Below are 22848 nucleotides of genomic sequence, written 5' to 3' on the forward strand. Positions count from 1 at the left end.
TCAGAGGCGCAACAATGAAAGGACGGCAGATCATGCAATGTCAGTGTATCCGCAAATTCGGAACGGCGCTTCGCGCCGAGGAACGTCCCGGCATGACACCCACCGGCAGCGAAGTGATCCTTGAGGTTATCGCCGCCGGGGTTTGCCACACCGACCTGCACCTGCGCGAAGGTGGTGTTGATCTGGGCCGGGGGCAGCGGCTGGAATATGCCGCGCGGGGGATCGGGTTGCCGCTGACGCCCGGCCACGAGGTCGTCGGCCGCGTGATCGCGGCGGGCCCTGACGCGGGCCCGGTGGATCGTGACCTGCTGCATGTCGTCTATCCCTGGTGCGGCTGCGGCACCTGCCCGGCTTGTCTGGCCGGGAACGAACATCAATGCGCCGCGCCGCGCTATCTGGGGGTTTATGCCGATGGTGGCTATGCCACCCGGCTGCGTGTCGCCCATCCGCGCTATCTGTTCGATATCGGCACGCTTGCCCCCGAGGTCGCGGCACCGCTGGCATGCTCGGGGCTGACCACCTGGTCGGCGCTGCGCAAGTTGGGCGATCTGCCCCGGCAGCGCCCGGCCCTGCTGATTGGCGCGGGCGGACTGGGGCTGATGTGTATCGGGTTGATGCAGGCCCTTGACATGCAGCCGCCCGTTGTCGCCGATATCGACCCGGCCAAGCGGGCCGCAGCCTTGCAGGCCGGGGCCTGTGCCGCCATCGACCCACAGGCCCCGGACGCGCATGGGTCTATCGCCAGCGCCTGCGGGGGCGCGCCCCTTGCGGTCCTGGATTTCGTCGGGGCCGAGACCACCGCCGCACTTGGTTTCGACGCGGTGGGCAAGGGCGGCACATTGGTCACTGTTGGCCTGTTCGGCGGCGCGACCCCATGGTCATTGCCGCTGATTGCCATGAAATCGGTGCGGATTCAGGGCAGCTATGTCGGCTCGCTGAGCGAATTCGGGGAACTCATGCAGCTTGCGCGCAAGGGGGCGATCCGGCCGATCCCGACAAGCTGCCATCCGCTGACGCAGGCAAATGCGGTGATGGACCGGCTGGAGGCAGGCGGCATTGTCGGTCGCGCCGTCCTGACACCGGCAACCGCCTGACCGGACGCGGCGCAGCAACGGGAACCGCATGATTCGTGCCGTGGCTGGCCTGACCCGGCGGCGGATGCGCCAACAACGGCAAGCAGCAATTTGCCAAAGCGGCCTCGCTTGCGGGCAGCGGGGGGTCCGGGGGGCGCAGCGCCCCCGGCTGTCGCGGGACGCAAATCTGGCGGCGATGCCGTTACGCAGCGAAGCCTCCGGGAAGCGAATCCTGCGGGACTGGCGGCGGCCTGCCGGCTGGTATGGCTGACGGAAGCCAATTTGATCATCAAATTGGCGCAGCATCAGCGCAAAATCAAATGGCTATATGGCGCTTATGTCCGGGTGCCCTGTTCAGCCGGAAAAATCGGGCAGCAATTCCCGCGTCAGCCTCAGACCGGCCTTCAGCGCGTCCTCGGGCGGGCGGTTGTCGGATGTGACCGAGACGAGGCAGGTATGGGCCGAGCAGCCCTGACCGAAGGCGGAACTGCCGATATCGGGGGTCAATACGTTCGGATTTCCGGATATGTCGCAGCCCATGTCGTCAGGCAGAAAGCGCCCGCCCGTCGGCAGCACGATCACGCCGCGCCTGACCCCGTCGCACAGGGTCGCCGTCGCCCGGCACTGCCCGCGGCTGTTCGACAGGCGGATGGTCTGGCCATCGGCGATGCCATGGGCCCTTGCATCCTCGGGATGCATCCGGGCCTGTTCACGGCCATTGCGACGTTCCGCCACGCTGGCCTTGCCGGTTTCAAGCTGGCTGTGCAGGCGCCCCTGCGGCTGATGCGAGATCAGGTGGAACCGCCCGTCGCCCCCCGCCTTGCCCAGCCATTCGGCCGGTTCGATCCAGGCAGGATGGGCCTTGCAGTCGCCATAATCAAGCAGGGCAAGCTTCTGGCTGTACAGCACGATCCGGCCGCTTTCGGTGGCCAGGCGATGTCCCTCCGGGTCATTGCGGAACTTGCGCAGATGAACGTAATTTTCCTGAACCGGCATGTCGGCATGGCCACGTGCCCAGAACTGGTCAAATTCCGGCATCCGGTGGCCAAGCCGCGTTTCCGCGTCCATGCGGCTGATGTTGTACAGATGGCGTAGCCAGCCCATCTCGTTCCGGCCCTCGTTGAATGCTTCGGCCACGCCCAGATGCGCGGCCAGATCATTCATGATGTCGAAATCCGACCGCGACTGCCCCAGCGGTGCAATCGCCCGGTGCATGGCCAGGATCGCATCGCTGCGCTTGTTTCCGGCGATGTCGTTCCGCTCGATCGAGGTATTCGCGGGCAGGATGATGTCGGCGCGCTGAGCGGTGGCGGTAAAGACCGGATCCTGAACGATGATCGTTTCGGGCCGGGTCCAGGCCCGCGCCAGTCGGTTCAGATCCTGATGGTGGTGGAACGGATTCCCGCCTGCCCAATACACCAGCCGCGTGTCGGGATAGCGGTGTTCGTGCCCTTCATAGGTGAAGCTGCCGCCAGGGTTCAGCAGCAGATCCGAGATGCGGGCCACGGGGATAAAGCTGCGGATCGGCCGCGTCTGCCTTGCGAATTGCGAAAGCCCCACGCTGCGCCCCCGGTTCAGCGGCGCGCCCACGCCCCCCAGAGAGGCATAGCCGAAACCGACCCCGCCCCCCGGCAGGCCGATCTGGCCGATCACGCAGGCCAGCGCCAGCGCTGCCCAATAGGGCTGTTCGCCGTGATGGGCGCGTTGCAGCGACCAGCTTACCGTCATCATCGACCGCGTTTCGACCATCCGCCGCGCCAGCGCCGCAATCTGCCCGGCATCCAGCCCGGTGATTCCGGCAGCCCAGGCCGCGTCCTTGGTCACGCCGTCCGTCGCGCCGCCCAGATAGGCCAGAAAGCCATCCGCGCCGCTGGTGCAGCGCGTCAGGAAATCGCGTGCCTGACGCCCTGCTTTCGCGATCTCGCCTGCAAGGCCCAGCATCAGCGCGGTGTCGGTATTGGGCCGGATCGGCCACCATTCTGCCCCCAGCCAGTCGGGCAGATCGTCGCGCAGGGGCGAAACCAGCACCACCCGCACCCCGCGATCCGCCAGCCTGCGCAGGTGCTGCGCCAGCCGGTGACGGGCGATGCCGCCCGCCTCGTTCTGTTCGGTGCGCGGCGACATGGCACCGAACACGACCAGCGTTTCCGTGTGCCCGGCGATCGTGTCCAACGAGTTTACATCGCCGCCACAGGCGCCGTCATCGCCAAGCGTGTGGCGCAGAATCACCGGCCCGGCCGCCGTGGAATAGGTATCGACATGCCCGGTATAGCCGCCGATCAGATTCAGCAGCCGCTTCAGTTGCGAGGGCGCGTGATGAAAGCGGCCGCAGCTTGTCCAGCCATAGGAACCCGCGAAGATCGAGGCATTGCCGTGATCCCGCGCCACGCGGGTGATTTCGCCCGCGACCAGCGCGTTAACCTCGTCCCAGCCGATTGCCACGAATTTATCGGACCCGCGCGCCGTCCTGTCGCTGCCTTCGCGCGCCCGCAGCCAGCCTTCGCGGACCAGCGGTTGCAGGACGCGGCGTTCGGGATTGGCCCATTCCCGGACCGAGTGAATGATCGGCGAGGGCGCGGGGTCGTCGGCGAAGGGTTCGACGCCAACGATTCGGTCGCCTTGCACCAGCAAGGTATAGGCCCCCCAATGGCTGCAATGGGGCACGCGCCGGATGTTGTCCATCACTGTCTCCTTTTTTGCGCCGGTCTGGATTTGCGCAAGAATCGCAGCTATCAGAACGCTTTGACACCTTTTTCTCAAGAGCCGGCGAATAGCCAGAGACGGGGCTTTTGAAAAAACTGATAAGTTCACTATTAATTTTGGTTCCGGTGATGTAACGAATGTGTGACAGACTGGCGGCGCTGCCGTTGGAACTGGGGTGAATAAGTGGGGAAGTTTTCTGATGTCAGCACGCGACAGGGGCTGCGCAGCCGTCATCCTGCATGATGACGACGATGTGGCCGTGATGGTCGCGCCGGGGATCTCGGGCACGGATTGCCGGATCGAAAGGGCGGATGGAGGTACCGTCATGCTGGATCTGGCAACCGATGTGCCTTTTGGCCACAAGGTTTCGCTGCGCCGGCTGGCCGTCGGTGACACCGTGCGGAAATACGGCATGCCCATCGGTCGGGCGATCATGGCGATTCCGCCAGGGGCGCATGTCCACCGGCACAACCTGATCAGCTTCAATACGCGCCTCAGAACCGTCGGCAGCCCCCGATAGCTCTCTTCGACGATGCGGACCCTCTCTGCATCCGTCCACAGTCGCCCCGGACCCCTGCAAGAGCCTGCGGCGGCGATCCGTATGGTTGCTGGCCATGGTTGAGCGGGCGGCATGTCGAATTGTGGCAGGATTTGCCACTTCGCCGCCCGGACCGGATCAGCAGAACAACCGGCTGCGGGGCGCAGAAGACCAGGGTAAGCGCAGGCAATTGGCCTTCGCCCTCGGCGAACAGGACCAATGGCACGGGATACATTACCGGGCCAGAGCCGCCTTCGCCAGTCTGGCACCATCTGCGTCAGACTGGCATGAACCTCGTGCTCAGGCGGTTGATCGCCGCTGGACGCGGTACTGATTCACCAACGCAGATGCCGCCCCGTTCAGTCGTCGTCGCCGTCCGTCAATGAGGCCAGAAAATCCTCCCAGCTTTCGGCAACGGGAAAGATTGAATTTTCTACGTCATAGAGTGCAGTTTCGAGATCAAGGAACGCGACTGCGGGGTTCGAGCCTTTTCGATAGTCGAAGGCGTATATTCCATGAGAACTATTCGAGGCAAAGGGCACAAACTTTCCTGCCGTATCGCTGTCATAATACCCCTCTGTTTCTTTATACCCCTCTGTTTCTTTATACCCCTCTATTTCTTTGATCCAGTACCACATGTTCAAAATGGGTCGCGGACCCTGATAATCATATCTCACAAAAAACAGGGCAGAGACTGGCGTACTGCCTATGCCGACCCTTGCAACTCCAAGCACAGGTATGTCGCCACAATGCTGCTTGACGGTTTCGCGATAACCCTTTGGTAGATTTACCCTGCGCTTCGCTTCAACGAAATCCAGATCAGCATCTGAAACAGATGGCAAATCGGTTTGATATTTTTCCCATTCAAATGTCATCTCTTGGCTTCACCTTACTCTAGACCAAATAATATGTCGTAGGCACGGTCCCGATTATTATCCAGCGGTTGCCCAAAAACATCGGGGATCTGAGGTGACTTCTTGCTAGTAGGATAACCGCCGCCCCAGATCGACATTCCTCCAAGGTGAGTAAGTTCATGAGCGCCGATTTGATCGACAAGCTGCATCCTACCCAAGTCCTGATGATGGTGCCAAGTAAGGTCCGGCGGGGAAACAGGTGACGACGGCTCTTTCATCAGGAAATTAAATTGCTTATCCGTCAGCCCCATTTTATCTTTGAGGCCAGGGTTGTTCTTAAGCTGCTCGCGAACAGCCTCGTTGGCGGCTCTAAAGTGCTCCGAATCTTTTCCTGAACCGATGTGCTTGGCATTCAGATAAACATCTGCCTTGGAATCAAGGATCGGGAAGCCATTGGAATCATAAGTGACCTCATACTTGCCCTTCTGATAGGTCACGGTGCCATCCTGGTTTACAACCTCATTATCATGATTTCTCACTTTGGGGATTGTCACTGTCGAGCCATCCGGCCTCACCACTACAGGCTTACCATTTGGCCCGGTCTTGACAGTAGGCGGGTCGCCCACGTGCCCGATCTGGCCATTCGCCAGCCTTACCGAATCACCGAAGTTTTTCGGGGTACCGTTTCCGCCGGAACCAGGTGACCCGCCGACACCGCCGTTTCCGCCGGAACCCGGGATACCGTTTCCGCCGGAACCAGATGACCCGCCGACACCGCCGTTTCCGCCGGAACCCGGGATACTGTTGCTTCCGGAACCAGATGACGCGCTGCCACCGCCGTTCGCGCCAAAGGCATTAGCATTATTACTCACCCCGCCAGCATTACTCACCCCGCCAGCATTGCTCATCACCAATTCGCGCTGATCAGCCGCATTGCTGCCGGTTCCAGAAAGTGCCCACTGATCAATGCTCGATATATCATCGGGGACAACAATTTTATCCAAGTCTGTAATACTCGATATATCATCGGGGACAACAAAGTTATTTGGCTCGCCTGCGTCATTGGCAACACCGTTGTTTCTCGCGGCATCGGCTGACTTGCCATCACCTGCCGCCTGGCCCGCGCCGTTTCCGCTGCCAGGGCGCTTGCCATCGCCTGCCGCCCCGGTCGCCTGGCCCGCGCCGTTTCCGCTGCCAGGCCGCTTGGGATCACCTGCCGCCCCGGCCGCCTGACCCGTGCCGTTTCCGCTGCCAGGCCGCTTGGGATCACCTGCCGCCCCGGCCACCTGACCCGTGCCGCTTCCGGCACCGGCTGACTTGCCATCACCTGCCGCCCCGGCCGCCTGGCCCGCGCCGTTTCCGCTGCCAGGCCGCTTGCCATCGCCTGCCGCGCCGGCCACCTGACCCGTGCCGTTTCCGGCACCGGCTGACTTGCCATCGCCTGCCGCCCCGGCCGCCTGGCCCGCGCCGTTTCCGCTGCCAGGCCGCTTGCCATCGCCTGCCGCGCCGGCCACCTGACCCGTGCCGTTTCCGGCACCGGCTGACTTGGCATCACCTGCTGTGCCCAGTGCCCGACCGCCAGCTTTCCCCAGATCGGCAACGTCATCGGCCTTCCCAGCGCCCTTTGCAGTGCCCGCCAGCGCTTTGCCCCCCTTGGCGACCCCTTTGGCGACACCCAAGACCGCGCCCGCGCCGGGGACGGGGATACCCACGACCTCGCCGACGGCCGAACCAATGGCTTCGGCACGATTATTCTTATCGACCTCGAACTTTGGTATGTCCGGGATCATGTTCTCCGGAGCAAGGCCCAGACCAGTAGCCACCATGCCGATAGGGCTGGATTTGACCGCGAATTCTGCGGCCATATCAATCATATCGGTTGTCCCGTTGACCATGCCCTTTCCAAGGCCCTTCAAAGCAGAGACGGGATCGTCCTTGATCACGTTCCCGGTTTCCACGGCTGCCTTGGCCAAATCACCCGCGCCGTCGGCAACTGCGCTTCCGGCTTTCTTCAAGGTGCCGCCGGGATCGCGTGCCAAGGCTTCTGCGCCTTCCTTCGCCTTGCCAAACAGCTTGGCGCCAGTCTTGAAAAGCCCTCCAGCGGTGTCCTTGGCGTTCTCCAACATCTCGGTGTTGCGTTTTACCTGACGATCAACAAGAGACTTGGCACCGTCCTGGACCTTGTCAGCAACGTCCCCGGCCTTTCCGGCAATGTCTTTGGCCTTGCCGGCAACGTCTTTGGCCTTTCCGGCAACGTCCCCGGCCTTTCCGGCAATGTCTTTGGCCTTGCCGGCCGTGTCGCGAACGGCATCTTTGGCCTTGTTGGCACCTTCCTGGACCTTGTTGCCGACCGCAGCACCGACACCCGATGCCTTCGCGGTTGACACCTGATTGACCACACGGTCTCTGGCCGCCTGACCGAAATTGCGCAACGCCTCTTGACTTTTGTTGAGGGCTTCGGTCGCGGTGTTCTTGGCTGGCTTGCTTTGCGATGCCTTGGCTGCGGAGGCTTGCGCGGTGGAAGCCTTTGCAGCAGAAGCCTTGGCCGCTGGCGCCTGGGTTGCTGTAGATTGCGCCGATTGGGTTGCGACAGGCTTGGGTTTGGGTTTGGGTTTGGCCGCCAGCGCCTGCGCGGCGGTCTTGGAAATCAACTTTGCTGCGGATTCTGCTGCTGATTTCTTGGCAGCATTATTTGTGGCATTAACGGAAGCCATAATAAAACCTCGTTAAAAAAACTTTTGAAAAACTTAACTTCAATTGAAAAACTTAACTTCAATAGGTTTACGATGACGGCAAATCCTGCGTCTGGCAAGCGGGCGGATTCTGCCCTAGCGGAAGTCCGCGACCCGGCGGCAGATGGGGTGGCCGAATTTCGCCAGTCCGAATTTCGCCAGTCCGTGTTTCGCCGGTCCATGCGGCGGCGTGATGCGTCGTGATTCCGGGGCGGTTGTCCGATTGTCGGGAAGAACCAGTCCGGCCTTGTTGCCATCCCGGCCAAGGCCTGCGATTTTCGGTCGTTACGATGCCGTCCCTGCCGACAGGCAGCATACGGCACAATCCGGACGGCGTGAGGTGGTGATCATCCGGGTTTCACCATAAAGCCCGTCAAAGATCAGCATCCGGCCCCGCAGCCCTTGTCCCGCGCCGGTCAGCAGCTTGATCGCCTCCAGCGCCATCAGGCTGCCAATCACGCCTGGCAGCGCGCCGACCACGCCTGCCTCGGCGCAGGACGGGGCAAGGCCCGGCTTGGGGGCCGTCGGGAACAGGCAGGCAAGGCAGGGGCCGCCGCGGGAGGGGTCGTAAAGCGTCACCTGCCCCTCCCACTGGCCGATCGCCCCGGCGATCAGCGGCACCCCGGCGGCCACACAGGCGCGATTGATCGCCTCGCGGCCCGGAAAACTGTCGGTCCCGTCCAGCACCAGATCAAAGCCCGCGATCAGCCCGGTATCGGCATCAGAGATTCGGCGGGGAAGGGGCGTCACCGTGACATGCGGGTTCAGCGCGGTCATGGCGGCGGCGGCGGCGTGCGTCTTGGCCTCGCCCCGCTGATCGCTGCGAAAGATCACCTGCCGTTGCAGGTTCGACAGGTTGACCGTGTCGTCATCGGCAACCGTGATACGCCCGACTCCGGCCGCCGCCAGATACAGGCACAGCGGTGCCCCCAGCCCCCCTGCACCGATCACCAGCACCCGCGCCTCGCGCAGGCGCATCTGGCCCGGGCCGCCGATCTCGCGCAGGACCAGATGGCGGGCATAGCGGTCCAGTTCGGCATCTGTGATAGCGCCATCGTCAGGGGCGGCGGGGGGCCGGATCGCGCGAGCGCGCAGCCGTGACAGCAGCGCTGCATAGCCAAGGATCAGCGCAACGATGCCGCCGCCCAGCAGCCAGTGATGCACCGTGCCGCCAAGGGCGCGGGCAGGGCCGCTGTCGGGAACCAGCGCCTTCAGCAGCACCACGGCAAGCCACAGGCCCGCACAGGCCGCTTGCGCCGCGCGCCACCACATCAGCCCGCCCCCGTGGACCCAAAGCCTCCGGTTCCGCGGGCGGTATCGGTGACGGAATCGACGGAAACGAACCGGGCCTGCGGGGCCGGGGCAACGACCATCTGGGCGATGCGGTCGCCATGGGCGATGCGATGCGGTTCCTGCCCCAGATTGACCAGGATCACCCCAAGCGGGCCGCGATAGTCGCTGTCGATGGTGCCCGGTGCGTTGGCCAGTGTCAGCCCGTATTTCAGGGCCAGACCGGAACGCGGGCGGATCTGTACCTCCCACCCGGCGGGAATATCGAGGATCAGCCCGGTCGGCACCAGTGCGCGCTGACCGGGCAGCAGCTCGATTCCACTGCGCTCATTCTCGGGGAAATTCGCTCGCAGGTCGGCACCCGCCGCGCCCGCCGTCTCGTAAGAGGGCAGGGGCAGCGCCGGATCCGCCGTCCCGGTCCGCTTGATTCCGATCTGTGGTGCCTGTGCCATCGGTGCCTGTGCCATCGCGTCCCCCAAAGCAAAGGCCGCGCGGCGATGCCTGCGCGGCCTGTCATCCGTGATCGCGCGCCCGGTCAGCGGGGCGAGATCATCATCACCATCTGCCGGCCTTCCAGCTTGGGCATGGCCTCGATCTTGCCCATCTCGCCGACATCGTCCCTGACGCGGTTCAGCAGGTCCAGACCCAGTTCCTGATGCGCCATTTCGCGACCGCGAAAGCGCAGGGTGATCTTGACCTTGTCGCCCGATTCAAGAAATTTCATCACGTTGCGCATCTTGACATCGTAATCATGGGTGTCGGTTCCCGGACGGAACTTGACTTCCTTGATGTCGATGACCTTCTGCTTCTTGCGGGCCTCGGCCTCGCGTTTCTGCTGTTCGTACTTGTATTTGCCGAGGTCCATGACCTTGCAGACCGGAGGGGTCGCGTTCGGCGAAATCTCGACCAGATCCAGCCCGGCATCCCTTGCCATGTCAAGGCCAACCGAAGGCGGCACGACGCCGACATTTTCTCCTTCAGGGCCGATCAGGCGGATTTCGGACACGCGAATGCGTTCATTGACGCGGGGGCCGGTGTCGCGGGTGGGCGGTGCGTTATGCGGTCGACGGGCTATGGCGTTACTCCTTATATGGCCACGACGGAACGTGAGACAGAAATAAGGCCGCACGCGTGTCTGTTCAACCGGATTTGCCGCCCCACCGGCTGCTTTGGGCCGGTTTTTCCGCAGTTGCAACAGACTTGCCGCGCTACCAGCGGCTTTTCGCGCGGCAAGCCATGTGGCATAGAGAAACTGCCGAAGCCAAAGCCCAAGGGCCCAAGATGCGCAGACTGTTGCCCCTGATCGTGATTCTCGCCGTCGCGGCGGTGGGATGGCAGTGGTCTGACCGGCTGTCGGATGCCGCCCGGACGATGCTGGCGGGTGATGCCGCGACCGAGGCCGAGGCGGCGGCCGAATCTGCGCTGGCGGCGATGCGGCGCGGCGGAACCACGTTTTCGGTCGGGCAAGGCAGGGCTGCGCCCGCCCCGCAGACAGCGGCGGTGCTGGCCGGGGCAATCTCGGACGAACTGACACCGAACGGTCTGGACCGGAATCGTGCCAATGCCCTGATCGACGCCGCCACGATCCCGGACCTGCAAAAGGCGGTGCTGCGGCGGCTGGTCGAAACGGCGGGCGACAATCCCGATCTGCTGCGCGCGGCGCTGGCCCATGCCGAATCGGTGATGGAATGAACGGCGTCGTTCCGACTTTGGGTCAGTTCATCCAGACGCGCCCCCGCGCGCTTGCCAAAGGCCCCATCGCCATCATCCTGATCGAGGATGGTGCCGCCATCCCCGAGACACTGCGCCACCATTTGCGGCTGGGGTTCCGGCACATTCTGGCCCTGTCACCCGAACCCGTTCCCCTGCCCGAGGATCACGGCGGACGGATCAGCAACCTGATCTGGCAGACCCGCCGGCCCGCCGCCCATGTCGATGCGGTCAATACGGTTATTCAGGCGGTTCCTGAAGGAACTTGGTTATATTATTGTTTCAATGCAGAGTTTTTATTCTATCCGTTTTCTGAAAGCCGCAGCGTGGGCGAGATGCTGGCCTTTCACCTGGAAGAACGCCGCAATGCCATGCTGAGCTATGTCATCGACATCTATGCCGCTGACCTGAAACGCTTTCCGAATGCCGTCAGCCTGGACGAAGCGATGTTCGACCGGATCGGATATTATGCGCTGGCCCGGAAGGACGCGAAAGGGGGGTTTGAGGAACGGCAACTGAATTTTCATGGCGGGCTGCGCTGGCGTTTCGAGGAACATTTGCCCGCCGACCGTGTTCGCATCGACCGGATTGCGCTGTTTCGTGCGACGCAGGGGCTGAAAATCGGCGGGGATCATCTGTTCAACATTCAGGAATACAACACATATTCATGCCCTTGGCACCATAATCTGACCGCCGCGATCGCCTCGTTCCGGGTCGCGAAGGCGCTGGCGACCAACCCCGGTTCGCGCGATTCCGTTCACGGCTTTATCTGGCACAACTCCTGCCCGTTCACCTGGAGGGCACAGCAATTCATGGACCACGGGTTAATGGAACCCGGACAGTGGTTCTGACTGCGATAACCCTTTCTGTCCCAATACATCCCGCCGCGCGGCTTGCGCTTGCGTGTGCTTTGCTGTGGATGCTAGACGGAACGTCAATTTCAACTTCGGCACTGCGCGGCAGCGCGGCAAGACAGAAGGCAAGACCGCATGGCAATGACGCAAACCAGCTTTGACCGCGACGAGCTTCTGGCCTGCGCAAGGGGCGAGCTTTTCGGCCCCGGCAATGCGCAACTGCCCGAACCGCCGATGCTGATGATGGACCGGATCAGCGAAATCTCGGCCGATGGTGGCGCGCATGGCAAGGGCCATGTGATCGCCGAATTCGACATCAAACCCGATCTGTGGTTCTTTTCCTGCCACTTTCCGGGCAACCCGATCATGCCCGGTTGTCTGGGGCTTGACGGGTTGTGGCAATTGACAGGGTTCAATCTGGGGTGGCGCGGATGGCAAGGTCGCGGTTATGCTCTGGGTGTGGGCGAGGTCAAGCTGACCGGCATGGTCCGCCCCGACCGCAGGATGTTGCGTTACCACGTGGATTTTACAAAGGCCGTGCAAACCCGGCGCTTGACCATGGGCGTGGCCGATGGCCGCGTCGAGGCCGACGGAGAGCTGATCTATCAGGTCAGGGACATGAAGGTCGCCCTGTCGGCAAACTGAACCAGATTCGAAGGAGGGCGTGATGCGCCGCGTTGTAATCACCGGGCTTGGGATCGTGTCCCCCATCGGCAACAATGCCGCCGAGGTGACGGAAAGCCTGCGCGCAGGGCGTTCGGGTATCGTCTTTGCGCCCGAATATGCCGAACACGGGTTCCGCAGCCAGGTTCACGGCATGCCGCAGATCGTGCTTGAGGATCATATCGACAAGCGCAACCTGCGCTTCATGGGTCCGGGCGCGGCCTACAACTTTCTTGCCATGGAACAGGCCATCGCCGACAGCGGGCTTGAGGAAGGCGATGTCTCGAACCCGCGCACCGGTCTGATCATGGGGTCCGGCGGGCCGTCCACCTCTAATTTCTTCGAGGCGCACCGGACCGTTATCGAAAAGGGCGCACCCAAGCGGATGTGCCCGTTCATGGTGACGCGCTGCATGTCCTCGACCAACTCGGCCTGTCTGGCGACGCCGTTCAGGATCAAGGGCGTCAACTATTCGATCACCTCGGCCTGTTCGACATCCGCGCATTGCATCGGCAACGGCGTGGAACAGATCCAGCTTGGCAAGCAGGACATCGTCTTTGCCGGCGGGGGCGAGGAACTGGACTGGACGCTGTCCTGCCTGTTCGACGCGATGGGGGCCATGTCGTCGAAATACAACGACACGCCCGAAACTGCCTCGCGCCCCTATGACGCCACCCGTGACGGCTTTGTCATCGCGGGCGGCGGCGGCGTGGTTGTGCTGGAAGAACTGGAACATGCCCGTGCGCGCGGCGCGAAAATCTATGCCGAAGTGACCGGCTATGGCGCGACCAGCGACGGCTATGACATGGTGGCCCCCTCGGGCGAGGGCGGCGAAAGGTCGATGCGTCTGGCGCTGGCGACCCTGCCCGAAGGCCGCAAGGTCAGCTATATCAACGCGCATGGTACCTCGACCCCGGTGGGCGATCTGGGCGAGATCAAGGCGATCCGCCGCATCTTTGGCGAGGGCAGCACCCCGCCCGTCAGCTCGACCAAATCCCTGACCGGCCACAGCCTTGGCGCCACCGGCGTACACGAGGCGATCTATTCGATCCTGATGTTGCAAAATGACTTCATTGCAGCATCTGCAAATGTTACAACTCTGGACCCGGAGCTGAATCCGGGCGAGATTGCAACAAACCGTGTGGATCATGCGGGGCTGGACTCGGTGATGTCGAACAGTTTCGGCTTTGGCGGTACCAATGCCACACTGATGCTGTCCCGCTTTCACGATTGACAGAGACGAATTCTGAGGTAACGCATGGGCGAGCTTCTTAAGGGCAAGCGCGGGCTTGTGATGGGGGTGGCGAACGACCGGTCGATCGCCTGGGGTATTGCGCGCGCAGCGGCGGCCGAGGGTGCGGAACTTGCCTTCAGTTATCAGGGCGAAGCATTCGGCAGGCGGGTTCAACCGCTGGCCGCCTCGGTCGGGTCAGACCTTCTGCTGGATGTGGATGTGACCGACGATGCCTCGCTTGACGCGGCCTTTGGCACGTTGGCGGATCGGTGGGGCAGGCTGGATTTCCTGATCCACGCCATCGCCTTTTCCAACAAGGACGAGCTGACCGGCCGCTTTCTTGACACAAGTCGCGCGAATTTCAAGCACAGCCTTGAAATTTCGTGCTATTCCCTGATCGAGACCGCCCGTCGCGCCCATCCGCTGATGTCGGCGGGCGGGTCGATCATTACGCTGACCTATGGTGGATCGAATCGGGTGACGCCTTTCTATAACGTCATGGGCGTGGCCAAGGCGGCGCTGGAATCCTCGGTCAGGTATCTGGCCAACGATCTTGGACCCGACGGCATCCGCGTCAACGCCATCTCGCCCGGCCCGATGAAAACGCTGGCCGGTGCGGCCATCGGCGGCGCGCGCAAGACCTTTCGCCACACCGAAGCCAACGCCCCGATGCGCGCCAATGCTACGCTTGAGGCAATCGGCGGCACGGCGGTCTGGCTTTTGTCGGACTGGGGGGCCTGCACCACGGGCGAGATCGTCATGGTTGACGGTGGCTATCACGTTCTGGGCATGCCACAATCCGAGAACCTGTAGGACCGGAGGGGCAGATGGACACCGCATTTTTCACCACCGATGACGGCGCGCGCCTTGCCTATTCCGACAGCGGCACCGGCCTGCCGGTCCTTTGCCTTGCCGGGCTGACCCGCAACATGGCCGATTTCGACTATGTCGCGCCGCATCTGTCCGGTGTCAGACTGATCCGCATGGATTACCGCGGCCGTGGTCAGTCGCAGCATACCGGTGCCGCGACCTATACCGTCCCGCAAGAAGGTAAGGACGCGCTGGCCCTGCTGAACCATCTGGGCATCGACAAGGCGGCGGTTCTGGGCACCTCGCGCGGGGGGCTGATCGCGATGCTGCTGGCGGCGATGGCCCGTGACCGGCTGTTGGGCCTGTGCCTGAACGATGTCGGCCCGGTGATCGAGCGCGCCGGGCTGGAGCGCATCTTCGATTACGTCGGCCGCAACCCGAATGCGAAAACCTGGGCCGAGGTCGCGGCGAAAATGCCCGCCTTCAATCCGGGTTTTTCGGATGTGCCCGAGGGTCGCTGGCTGGCCGACGCGCAAAAGCACTATGACCAGACGCCCGAGGGGCTGAGCGTCAGATACGATCCCGCCCTGCGCGACGCGTTCCTTGCCGCGTTCGAGGGTGATCAGCCCGACCTCTGGCCGCTGTGGCAGGCGACGGCGGGCCTGCCCGTCGCCCTGATCCGTGGCGCGAATTCCGACCTGCTGTCAGCGGAAACCGCCACCGAAATGCGCCGCCTCTGCCCTGATACCATCTTCGCCAGCGTCCCCGGACGCGCCCATGTCCCCTGGCTGGACGAGACCGAAAGCCTTGCCGCCCTTGATGCGTGGGTCGGGGCGATGGGCGCGGTCAGGTAAACGGACCCTCGGCGGAACAAGGCCGATTCGGGCGCGGCAGAAATGCAATTTCCCGCCGGTTCCCGTCAGGACATGCGCGCCCCGCTTGCCAGATTGAGGACGTAGGGTAATCTTAACGGTGTCTATTCAGACATTTTTTAAATTTTATACCCGGAGTCCCTGAAGATCCGAGATTTGATGGGTTGGTGCCGATATAGCTGACGACTAGCCTTGCCGGGTCATGGTCAGCGTGACCCATTCACCCAGATCGTCGCGGCGGTCCAGCGTAAAGCCTGCGCGCTGATAGGCCGCGATCACCTCGGTGCCCTGATCGGTCAGGATGCCTGACAGTACGATCCTGCCGCCCGCGCCGACATGGCGGGCCATGTCCGGGGACAGGTCGATCAGCGGCTGCTTCAGGATATTGGCCAGCACCAGATCGAAGGGCGCGGCTTCGTCCAGCATCGGGTGATCGAACCCCATGGCCTCGATACAGATGACACGGCCATCCAGACCGTTCGCGATGACATTCGCCGCCGCCGTGTCCACCGCGACCGGGTCGATGTCGCTGGCCAGCACCGTCACCGGCCAGACCCGTGCCGCCCCCATCGCCAGAACCGCCGTACCGCAGCCGATATCGGCGATGCGGCGCGGCTGAAAGCCGTCATTGGCCAGCCGGTCTACGGCCTCCAGACAGCCCTTGGTGGTGCCGTGATGCCCGGTGCCAAAGGCCATCGCCGCCTCAATGCACAGCGCCTCGGCCCCCTCGGGGATACGGTCGGCGTCGTGGCTGCCATGGACAAAGAACCGCCCGGCCACAACCGGGGTCAGTTCGCGGCGGACATGAGCGACCCAATCCACCTCGGGCAGTTCGGAAATCGCGAAAGGCTGGGCACCGAAGGCGGCGGCCAGCAATGCCAGCGCGACCTCATCGGGCTGCTCCAGAAAATAGATCCCCACCTCCCACCGGTCGGACCCGTCCTCGATCTCGAACACGCCGCTGCCGACGGGTTCGGGGGTCAGATCCTCGCAGGCTTCGGCCAGGGCCTCGGCGGGGGCGCGTCCGACAAGATGGGTCAGGGCGGTGAATGTGGGCATCGGGCTGCATCCGGGTTGGGAATGCCTGCTGTAACCCGCCCCCGCCCGACCCGCAACATCCATCATCCTCGCTTGCCGATGCCCGTTTCTGACCCGACCCGGAAGTATGGCACCTCGCCGGGCCAATCTGATGATCAAATTTGCTTCTGTCAGGCTGTATCTGCTTAGCGGCGCGGATGGGCGGCGCGATAGACGTCGATCAGATGCGCGTCGTCCACGCCGGTATAGACCTGCGTGGTGGACAGGCTGGCATGGCCCAGAAGTTTCTGAATGGTGCGCAGATCGCCTCCGGCGGCCAGAAGATGCGTGGCGAAGGAATGGCGCAGCGCGTGAGGCGTGGCCGTGGGCGGCAGGCCGAGGGCGGCGCGGGCCTTGCGCAGCGCCGCAGCAATCTGTCCTCCGTCCAGCCGCCCGCCGCGCATCCCCCGGAACAGCCCTTCCTCCGGCACCAGCCGCCAGGGGCAAAGCCGCAGATATTCGGCCACCGCCGCACGCGCGACGGGCAGGACGGGGACATGACGTTCCTTGCCGCCCTTGCCGCGAATGGTCAGGCTGTCGCGAAAGGGCCAGTCCGTGCCGTTCAGCCCCATCGCCTCGGAGATGCGTAACCCGCAGCCCCACAGCAGCGTCATCACCGCCACATCGCGCGCCGCGACCCATGGCTTGTCATGGCCGATGGCCACCATGTCCAGCGCATCCCTCGCCTGATCGGGTGACAGCGGGCGGGGCAGGGACCGGGCGTATTTTGGGCTGCGCGTGGACAGGGCCGCCGACAGGTCGAACCCGTCGCGATCTGACATCCAGCGCAGAAAGCTGCGTACCGCCGATTGCCGCCGTGCCAGCGAACGCGCGCCCAGACCCCGCGCCCGTTCCGCCGCCGCAAAGGCGCGCATGTCGGATTGTTTCAGCAGGGCCAGCGATGCAGGCGTCGCGGGCGCGCCGTGATGCCCCCCCAGAAACCCCAGAAAGGCCAACAGATCGGCGCGATAGGCGGTGATCGTGTGGCGGGACCGGTCGCGTGTGGCGGCCTCTACCTCCAGCCAGCGGGCCAGCGCATCCGCCGTGGCGGGTGCAAGGGCCAGCGGGCCGGGCGCGGCGGTCATGTGCGCAGCCGCGCCAGCAGTACCAGCCGGAAAACCTGACCGAAAAAGCGCAGCAGGTCGGTGCCATGCGCGGGGGCGAATCGCTGCGGATCGGCACTGCCGATCAGCAACAGCGCGCGTGGCCGTTTCGCGCCCAGATCCAGCGGCAGCAGCGCCTCGGAGCCGACGGCGCGGCCATGGATCGGCCGGGTGACAGGTGAGGCCGGGCGCAGCACGATGTCGTCGCCGCGCGGTGCGCGCCGACCCGCGCTGACGATGCGGGCAATGGCACCTTCCGGGGCAACCACCACATCCTCGGGCAGGTTGGGAATGACCGGATCGGCCTCGATCAGCAGGCGCATCGTCTCGATCCGCAACAGCGGCGCGATCTCGGCCTGAAGGCTGTCGATGAAATCGGCCAGATCCGCCGATTCCAGCAGCCCGATTACCGCGCGATGCACCACCGCCGTGCCCGACTGGTTGTCAAAGGCGGCGGCGATCACGCTTTCATGCTGTGCCTCAAGACGGTCCAGACGGTATTCCAGAACCTCCATCGCACGACCGCGGATGTCGATCACATTATCGCCGATTTCCGCATCCCGCGCCTCGACCAGCGCGCGCATCAGATCGCGGTCAGCCAGAATGACGCCGGGATCGGCCAGCAATTTCTCGCGTGTTTTCTGATCCAGTGCCGAGGTCATGCCCGCCCCCTTTTCAGCCGATTTTCTGACCGGTCTTTGCCCAGTCGGTATTGAACTGCGCCAGACCCTTGTCGGTCAGGACGTGGTTCGCCATGGATTTGATGACCGAGGGCGGTGCGGTGATCACATCGGTGCCGATTTTGCCCACCTCGATGATATGGTTGACCGAACGGATCGAGGCCGCGAGGATCTGCGTCTCATACCCGTAATTGTCATAGATTTCGCGAATGTCGGCAATCAGGTCGCAGCCGTCCAGATGAATATCGTCCAGACGCCCGATAAAGGGGCTGATGAAGGTCGCTCCGGCCTTGGCCGCCAGAATGGCCTGCGCCGGCGAAAAGCACAGGGTCACATTGACCATGTGCCCGTCATCCGACAGCGCGCGGCAGGCTTTCAGCCCGTCCCATGTCAGCGGCACCTTGACGGCAATGTTATCGGCGATCCGTGCCAGAATCTTGCCCTCGCGGACCATGTCATCGGCCTTTTCGGCCACCACCTCGGCGCTGACCGGGCCTGCGACGATGCCGCAGATCTCGCGCGTGACTTCGGTGATGTCGCGGCCCGATTTCAGGATCAGCGAGGGATTGGTGGTCACGCCGTCCACCATGCCCAGATCGTTCAGTTCGCGGATGGCATCGACATCAGCGGTATCGACAAAGAATTTCATGGCCGGGTTCCTCTGCACGGTTTTGCGGGCGGTGATAGCGCAAAAGGGGGGGCGCGGAAAGGGCGCATCGCCGGGCTTGCAACCCGTCGCAAGGATCGGCTTTATCGCGGGTGATGCGTGACACCTTGCCAACCTTCTTTCCCGCCCGTTCCCGGATCGCGGTTCTGACGACCGAGATTGTGGGCGTGCTGGACTATCTGGCCCCCGAGGGCGGAGTCCGGCAGGGACAGCTTGTGCTGGTGCCTCTGGGACCGCGCCGGGTGCCGGGGCTGGTCCAGGGCGCGGGGTGCGGCGACTTTGACCTTGCCAAGCTGCGCCCTGTCGCGCGGGTGCTGGAGGCGCAGCCCTTCACGCCCGGTTTCATCGATTTTCTGACCCGCGCTGCCGATTATACCCTGACGTCTCTGCCATTGATGCTGCGCATGGCAACCCGCGCCCCCGATCTGGACAAGCCGCCCGCCGCGCGCCGGGTGATCGTGCCCGCAGGCAATCCCCCCGACCGCATGACCGAGGCGCGGCAGCGCGTGCTGGACGTCATGGCCGATCATGGCGGGGCCAGCCTTGCGCCGTCCGAGCTGGCGCATCTGGCGGGGGTGGGGGCATCGGTCGTCAAGGGGCTGGTCGCGCAGGGCTCGTTGGCCGAGATTCAGGCACCGCGCGATCTGCCCTATCCCCGGCTGGACCCGGCGCTGCCCGGCAAGCCGCTGGCCCAGGATCAGCAGGCGGCTGCCGATACCCTGCGCGCGGCGATCCGGGCAGGCGGCTATGGCACCACGCTGCTGCGCGGCGTCACCGGATCGGGCAAGACCGAGGTTTATCTTGAGGCGGTTGCGGAATGTCTGGCGCGGGGACGGCAGGCGCTGGTGCTGCTGCCCGAAATCGCCCTGTCGGCAGAGTTTCTGGACCGGGTCGAGGCACGGTTCGGTGCGCGCCCCGGCGAATGGCACAGCGGCATCACCCGGACCGAGCGCCGCCGCCTGTGGCACATGACGGGCCGCGGCGAGGTCGGGCTGGTGGTCGGCGCGCGATCAGCGCTGTTCCTGCCCTTCAGCGATCTGGGCCTGATCGTCGTCGATGAGGAACATGACAGCAGTTACAAGCAAGAGGACGTGGTTTACTATAACGCCCGCGACATGGCGGTGCTGCGCGCTTCGATCTGTGGGGCGCAGGTGGTGCTGGCCTCGGCCACGCCATCGCTGGAAAGCTGGGTGAACGCGGCGGGGGGCAAATACAGGCGGCTGGATCTGCGCGCCCGCTATGGCGAGGCGGAACTGCCCGACATGTCCGCCATTGACCTGCGCGCCGAGGATATGCCCTCGGGGCGCTGGATTTCCCCCACTCTGGCCCGCGCGGTCGAGGCGAGATTGGCGCAGGGCCAGCAATCGCTGCTGTTCCTGAACCGCCGGGGCTTTGCGCCGGTCACGGTCTGCCGCGCCTGCGGCGAACAGATCGGCTGCCACCAATGCGATGCGCGGATGGTCGAACACCGGTTCCAGAACCGCCTCGTCTGTCACCAATGCGGCGAGACGCGCCCCATCCCCACGGCCTGCCCCTCTTGCGGGGCCGAGGGCAAGCTGGCCCCCATCGGACCCGGTGTCGAACGGATCGCCGAAGAGGTCGCGGCGCGATTCCCGGATGCGAAGGCGACGGTACTGTCCTCGGATCTGTTCCATTCGGCCCGCGCGCTGAAGGAAACCATCGCCGAAATCGCCTCGGGCGATACCGACATCATCATTGGCACCCAGATTGTCGCCAAGGGCCACAATTTCCCGCGCCTGACGCTGGTGGGGGTGATCGACGCCGATCTGGGCCTGCAAGGGGCGGATCTGCGCGCGGCGGAGCGGTCGTTCCAACTGATGCGGCAGGTCGCGGGCCGGGCCGGGCGGCTGCCGGGGGATGCGCCGGGCGTGGCGCTGCTGCAAACCCATCAGCCCGACCATGCGGTGATCCGCGCCATCCTGTCCGGCGAGGACGAGGCGTTCTGGAACGCCGAGGCGGCGGCCCGGCAGGCCGCCGCGATGCCGCCCTTTGGACGGCTGGCGGGCATCATCCTGTCACATCCCGATCTGGCCGTGGTCGCGGATTTCGCCCGCCACCTTGCGGCACATGCCGCGCCCCTGCGCGAGGCGGGGGCCGAACTCTGGGGCCCGGCTCCCGCCCCGATTGCCCGCATAAGGGGGCGTCACCGCATGCGCATGCTGATCCATGCCCCCCGTCAGGCCCCGCTGCAAGTGGCCATCACGGACTGGCTGGCCCCGCACAAACCGCCGGTGAACCTGCGGCTTGCGGTAGACATAGATCCGCAGAGCTTTCTCTAGCGCCGGAGCTTACGCCTTTTTCCTCAGCTTGCGCCCAAGCCCCAGAACGCCCATCGCGCCAAGCAACAAAGGCAAACCGCCAGGCAGGGGGATGATCGAAGGTTTACCATTATAAGCGACGTCGGACAGGTTGAAACGTACGTTGCTGTAATAGAAGTGACCGACAGAATTGCCACTGGGAAGGGACAGATAGTCGGTAACGTAGCCATAGGTTCCAGTCTGGAAATTGAAAACCGAGCTGACCACAGAGTTCTCGCTGAAATCCAGCACGGGGCGCGGGCCAAAAGGGGCACTGTTCAGCAAATCAGTATTGAACAGGCAGTTTTTCCCGCCCAGATCACAGGTGATCCCGACAATGCGGTCATTCACATCGTCAATGTCAATATTGATTGCGCCCGTAAAGACCGCGCCAACAGCCATGTCAAAGGGCAAGAGGGAACGTGTCGCGTCGGCGTACTGGGGATCGGCATCGTTGCAAAGTTCGTAGTCACCAGTGGCGATATCAGGCTGGCAAGTGAACTCTTTGGTTACAAGTTCGGCGTTGAAGGTGTAGCTTTCGCTATAGGTGGCGGCCTGCACGGGGGTGGCGGGCAGCACCGCCCAGCCAAGGGCCAGAACGGCCATGCTTGATTTGATAGACATCTCACAAATTCCCTATTTTTAATACAGTTAATTTTGCATTTGATATTAATCAATTTATAATGAGTGTATATAAGATCATACCGGGGATCGGGGAACAATTCAACTTTTTCCGACAGGGTCTGCCTGAAAAATCGCCAACCCGTTAAAGCGATACGAAATTTATTCGCCCGAACAACGCGCTTGGTGCATGGGGCGGGCCGCAAGGCAAAAGTAAAGGGCCAACGAAATAACGTGGGGGGCCGATGGCGCGTTGTCCATCGACCCATGACTATTTTGTTTTTGCGATGATCACCGAAATGGCGTCAGGCTTTTCGCATAAAGCGACGCCCAAGCCCAAGAACCGACACCGCCCCAAGCAACAGGGGTAATCCACCCGGAAGCGGGACCGCAGGCACGGGGACGCCGTTAATGACGATGTCCGAAAGGGCGAAGCTCACCGGGCCATAATTAGATCTTTCACCATTCACTGGGTGAATTAAATAATCTGTCATGAGAAAATAACGTCCGGTGGAAATATTAAATGAGGACGAAACTTCGCTGTTTATGCCGAAATCCAAAAGCGATGGACCGCCATACATGAACAGAAAGCCATCGCCAAAGAAGCAGTTTTTTCCGCCCAAGGTACAGACTATCTGCGTGGTGTCGAGCCGAATTTCTCCGTCAACAACGTCGCCGACCTTCAGGCCATAGGACGGAAACGAGTTTGTCACGGCGTTGTAGTGGGGATCGGTGTCGACACAAGGCGCGGCAGCAGCCGGATCAGGTGGATAGCATGTGAAATTCTTTTCCACAAGCTCAGCGGTGAAGGTGATAGTATCGCCATAGGTGACGGCCTGCGAGGGCGCAGCGGACAAGGCAAAGGCACCAAGGGCCGTGGCGGCCAGGGCGAGTCTTGTATGCATAATCGCAACTCCTTAAGACATTGGGATATGTAATTTATCAATTTAAAAAGTGGCGCTTTCTACTATAAAGATTGGTGGGCGGATTACAATAGGTTTGTGCCGCGACAACGGCCAATTCTTCAAAAACAGGCTCGAAACAATGAG

21 protein-coding genes are annotated in these 22848 nt (G+C 63.1%); 9 read left to right on the top strand and 12 right to left on the bottom strand.

Going from position 1 to position 22848, the window contains the following annotated elements:
* Positions 1-32 precede the first annotated feature (32 nt).
* Positions 33-1094: an alcohol dehydrogenase gene (locus ACK5L9_RS07330; RefSeq protein ID WP_416910813.1), complete on the top strand. Its 1062-nt coding sequence runs from the start codon at positions 33-35 to the stop codon at positions 1092-1094.
* A 333-nt stretch (positions 1095-1427) separates the two neighbouring features.
* On the opposite strand, the gene ACK5L9_RS07335 is transcribed toward ACK5L9_RS07330, so the two are convergent.
* Positions 1428-3755, bottom strand: coding sequence for a molybdopterin-dependent oxidoreductase (locus tag ACK5L9_RS07335; RefSeq protein WP_416910814.1), 2328 nt, complete (start codon positions 3753-3755; stop codon positions 1428-1430).
* A 220-nt stretch (positions 3756-3975) separates the two neighbouring features.
* Here ACK5L9_RS07335 and ACK5L9_RS07340 point away from each other — a divergent pair, with 220 nt between their 5' ends.
* Positions 3976-4296: a UxaA family hydrolase gene (locus ACK5L9_RS07340; RefSeq protein ID WP_416910815.1), complete on the top strand. Its 321-nt coding sequence runs from the start codon at positions 3976-3978 to the stop codon at positions 4294-4296.
* A 377-nt stretch (positions 4297-4673) separates the two neighbouring features.
* On the opposite strand, the gene ACK5L9_RS07345 is transcribed toward ACK5L9_RS07340, so the two are convergent.
* The 5 genes from ACK5L9_RS07345 to infC form a co-directional block, all read right to left on the bottom strand.
* Positions 4674-5189, bottom strand: a complete 516-nt coding sequence (locus ACK5L9_RS07345) for an SMI1/KNR4 family protein (RefSeq protein ID WP_416910816.1) — start codon at positions 5187-5189, stop codon at positions 4674-4676.
* Positions 5190-5203: 14 nt separating this feature from the next.
* Complete coding sequence (locus tag ACK5L9_RS07350; protein ID WP_416910817.1) at positions 5204-7882, bottom strand: HNH endonuclease; 2679 nt, start codon at positions 7880-7882, stop codon at positions 5204-5206.
* Between the two features lie 303 nt (positions 7883-8185).
* Entirely contained in the window at positions 8186-9172 is a 987-nt protein-coding gene (locus ACK5L9_RS07355; RefSeq protein WP_416910818.1) for a HesA/MoeB/ThiF family protein, read from the bottom strand.
* Positions 9172-9657, bottom strand: a complete 486-nt coding sequence (dut, locus tag ACK5L9_RS07360) for a dUTP diphosphatase (RefSeq protein ID WP_416910819.1) — start codon at positions 9655-9657, stop codon at positions 9172-9174. Before dut ends, ACK5L9_RS07355 begins: the two co-directional genes overlap by 1 nt.
* A gap of 68 nt (positions 9658-9725) precedes the next feature.
* The gene (gene infC, locus ACK5L9_RS07365) at positions 9726-10265 is read right to left on the bottom strand and encodes a translation initiation factor IF-3 (protein WP_416910840.1); all 540 of its coding nucleotides are present in this window, start codon (positions 10263-10265) and stop codon (positions 9726-9728) included.
* A gap of 206 nt (positions 10266-10471) precedes the next feature.
* On the opposite strand from infC, the gene ACK5L9_RS07370 reads away from it, so the two are divergent.
* The 6 genes from ACK5L9_RS07370 to ACK5L9_RS07395 all read left to right on the top strand — a co-directional run bounded on the left by ACK5L9_RS07370 (position 10472) and on the right by ACK5L9_RS07395 (position 15315).
* Positions 10472-10882 carry a hypothetical protein gene (locus ACK5L9_RS07370; protein ID WP_416910820.1) on the top strand — a complete coding sequence of 137 codons (411 nt, stop codon included), beginning with the start codon at positions 10472-10474 and terminating at the stop codon, positions 10880-10882.
* Positions 10879-11751 carry a glycosyltransferase family 2 protein gene (locus ACK5L9_RS07375; RefSeq protein WP_416910821.1) on the top strand — a complete coding sequence of 291 codons (873 nt, stop codon included), beginning with the start codon at positions 10879-10881 and terminating at the stop codon, positions 11749-11751. The genes ACK5L9_RS07370 and ACK5L9_RS07375 overlap by 4 nt, the downstream gene beginning before the upstream one ends.
* A 138-nt stretch (positions 11752-11889) precedes the next feature.
* Positions 11890-12399 carry a bifunctional 3-hydroxydecanoyl-ACP dehydratase/trans-2-decenoyl-ACP isomerase gene (fabA, locus tag ACK5L9_RS07380; RefSeq protein WP_416910822.1) on the top strand — a complete coding sequence of 170 codons (510 nt, stop codon included), beginning with the start codon at positions 11890-11892 and terminating at the stop codon, positions 12397-12399.
* Between the two features lie 22 nt (positions 12400-12421).
* On the top strand, positions 12422-13651 hold the full coding sequence (gene fabB / locus ACK5L9_RS07385; RefSeq protein ID WP_416910823.1) for a beta-ketoacyl-ACP synthase I: 1230 nt from the start codon (positions 12422-12424) through the stop codon (positions 13649-13651).
* Positions 13652-13675: 24 nt separating this feature from the next.
* A complete protein-coding gene (locus tag ACK5L9_RS07390; RefSeq protein WP_416910824.1) occupies positions 13676-14464 on the top strand; it encodes an enoyl-ACP reductase FabI in 789 nt (262 codons plus the stop codon).
* A gap of 14 nt (positions 14465-14478) precedes the next feature.
* Positions 14479-15315: an alpha/beta fold hydrolase gene (locus ACK5L9_RS07395; RefSeq protein ID WP_416910825.1), complete on the top strand. Its 837-nt coding sequence runs from the start codon at positions 14479-14481 to the stop codon at positions 15313-15315.
* 204 nt (positions 15316-15519) lie between these two features.
* On the opposite strand, the gene ACK5L9_RS07400 is transcribed toward ACK5L9_RS07395, so the two are convergent.
* From ACK5L9_RS07400 to fsa, 4 genes are all read right to left on the bottom strand, one after another.
* Positions 15520-16392, bottom strand: a complete 873-nt coding sequence (locus tag ACK5L9_RS07400; protein WP_416910826.1) for a 50S ribosomal protein L11 methyltransferase — start codon at positions 16390-16392, stop codon at positions 15520-15522.
* 164 nt (positions 16393-16556) lie between these two features.
* Positions 16557-17495: a tyrosine recombinase XerC gene (locus tag ACK5L9_RS07405; protein ID WP_416910827.1), complete on the bottom strand. Its 939-nt coding sequence runs from the start codon at positions 17493-17495 to the stop codon at positions 16557-16559.
* Entirely contained in the window at positions 17492-18175 is a 684-nt protein-coding gene (locus ACK5L9_RS07410; RefSeq protein WP_416910828.1) for a DUF484 family protein, read from the bottom strand. The genes ACK5L9_RS07405 and ACK5L9_RS07410 overlap by 4 nt, the downstream gene beginning before the upstream one ends.
* 13 nt (positions 18176-18188) lie before the next feature.
* Entirely contained in the window at positions 18189-18842 is a 654-nt protein-coding gene (fsa, locus tag ACK5L9_RS07415; RefSeq protein ID WP_416910829.1) for a fructose-6-phosphate aldolase, read from the bottom strand.
* A gap of 113 nt (positions 18843-18955) precedes the next feature.
* Here fsa and ACK5L9_RS07420 point away from each other — a divergent pair, with 113 nt between their 5' ends.
* A complete protein-coding gene (locus tag ACK5L9_RS07420) occupies positions 18956-21160 on the top strand; it encodes a primosomal protein N' (RefSeq protein ID WP_416910830.1) in 2205 nt (734 codons plus the stop codon).
* A gap of 9 nt (positions 21161-21169) precedes the next feature.
* Here the strand turns inward: ACK5L9_RS07420 and ACK5L9_RS07425 are convergent, their stop codons facing one another.
* Complete coding sequence (locus ACK5L9_RS07425) at positions 21170-21802, bottom strand: hypothetical protein (RefSeq protein ID WP_416910831.1); 633 nt, start codon at positions 21800-21802, stop codon at positions 21170-21172.
* 302 nt (positions 21803-22104) lie between these two features.
* Positions 22105-22704: a hypothetical protein gene (locus tag ACK5L9_RS07430; RefSeq protein WP_416910832.1), complete on the bottom strand. Its 600-nt coding sequence runs from the start codon at positions 22702-22704 to the stop codon at positions 22105-22107.
* Positions 22705-22848 lie beyond the last annotated feature (144 nt).

It is taken from the genome of Paracoccus sp. (in: a-proteobacteria) (genome assembly GCF_047973135.1).
In the GTDB taxonomy this organism is placed as follows: domain Bacteria; phylum Pseudomonadota; class Alphaproteobacteria; order Rhodobacterales; family Rhodobacteraceae; genus Paracoccus.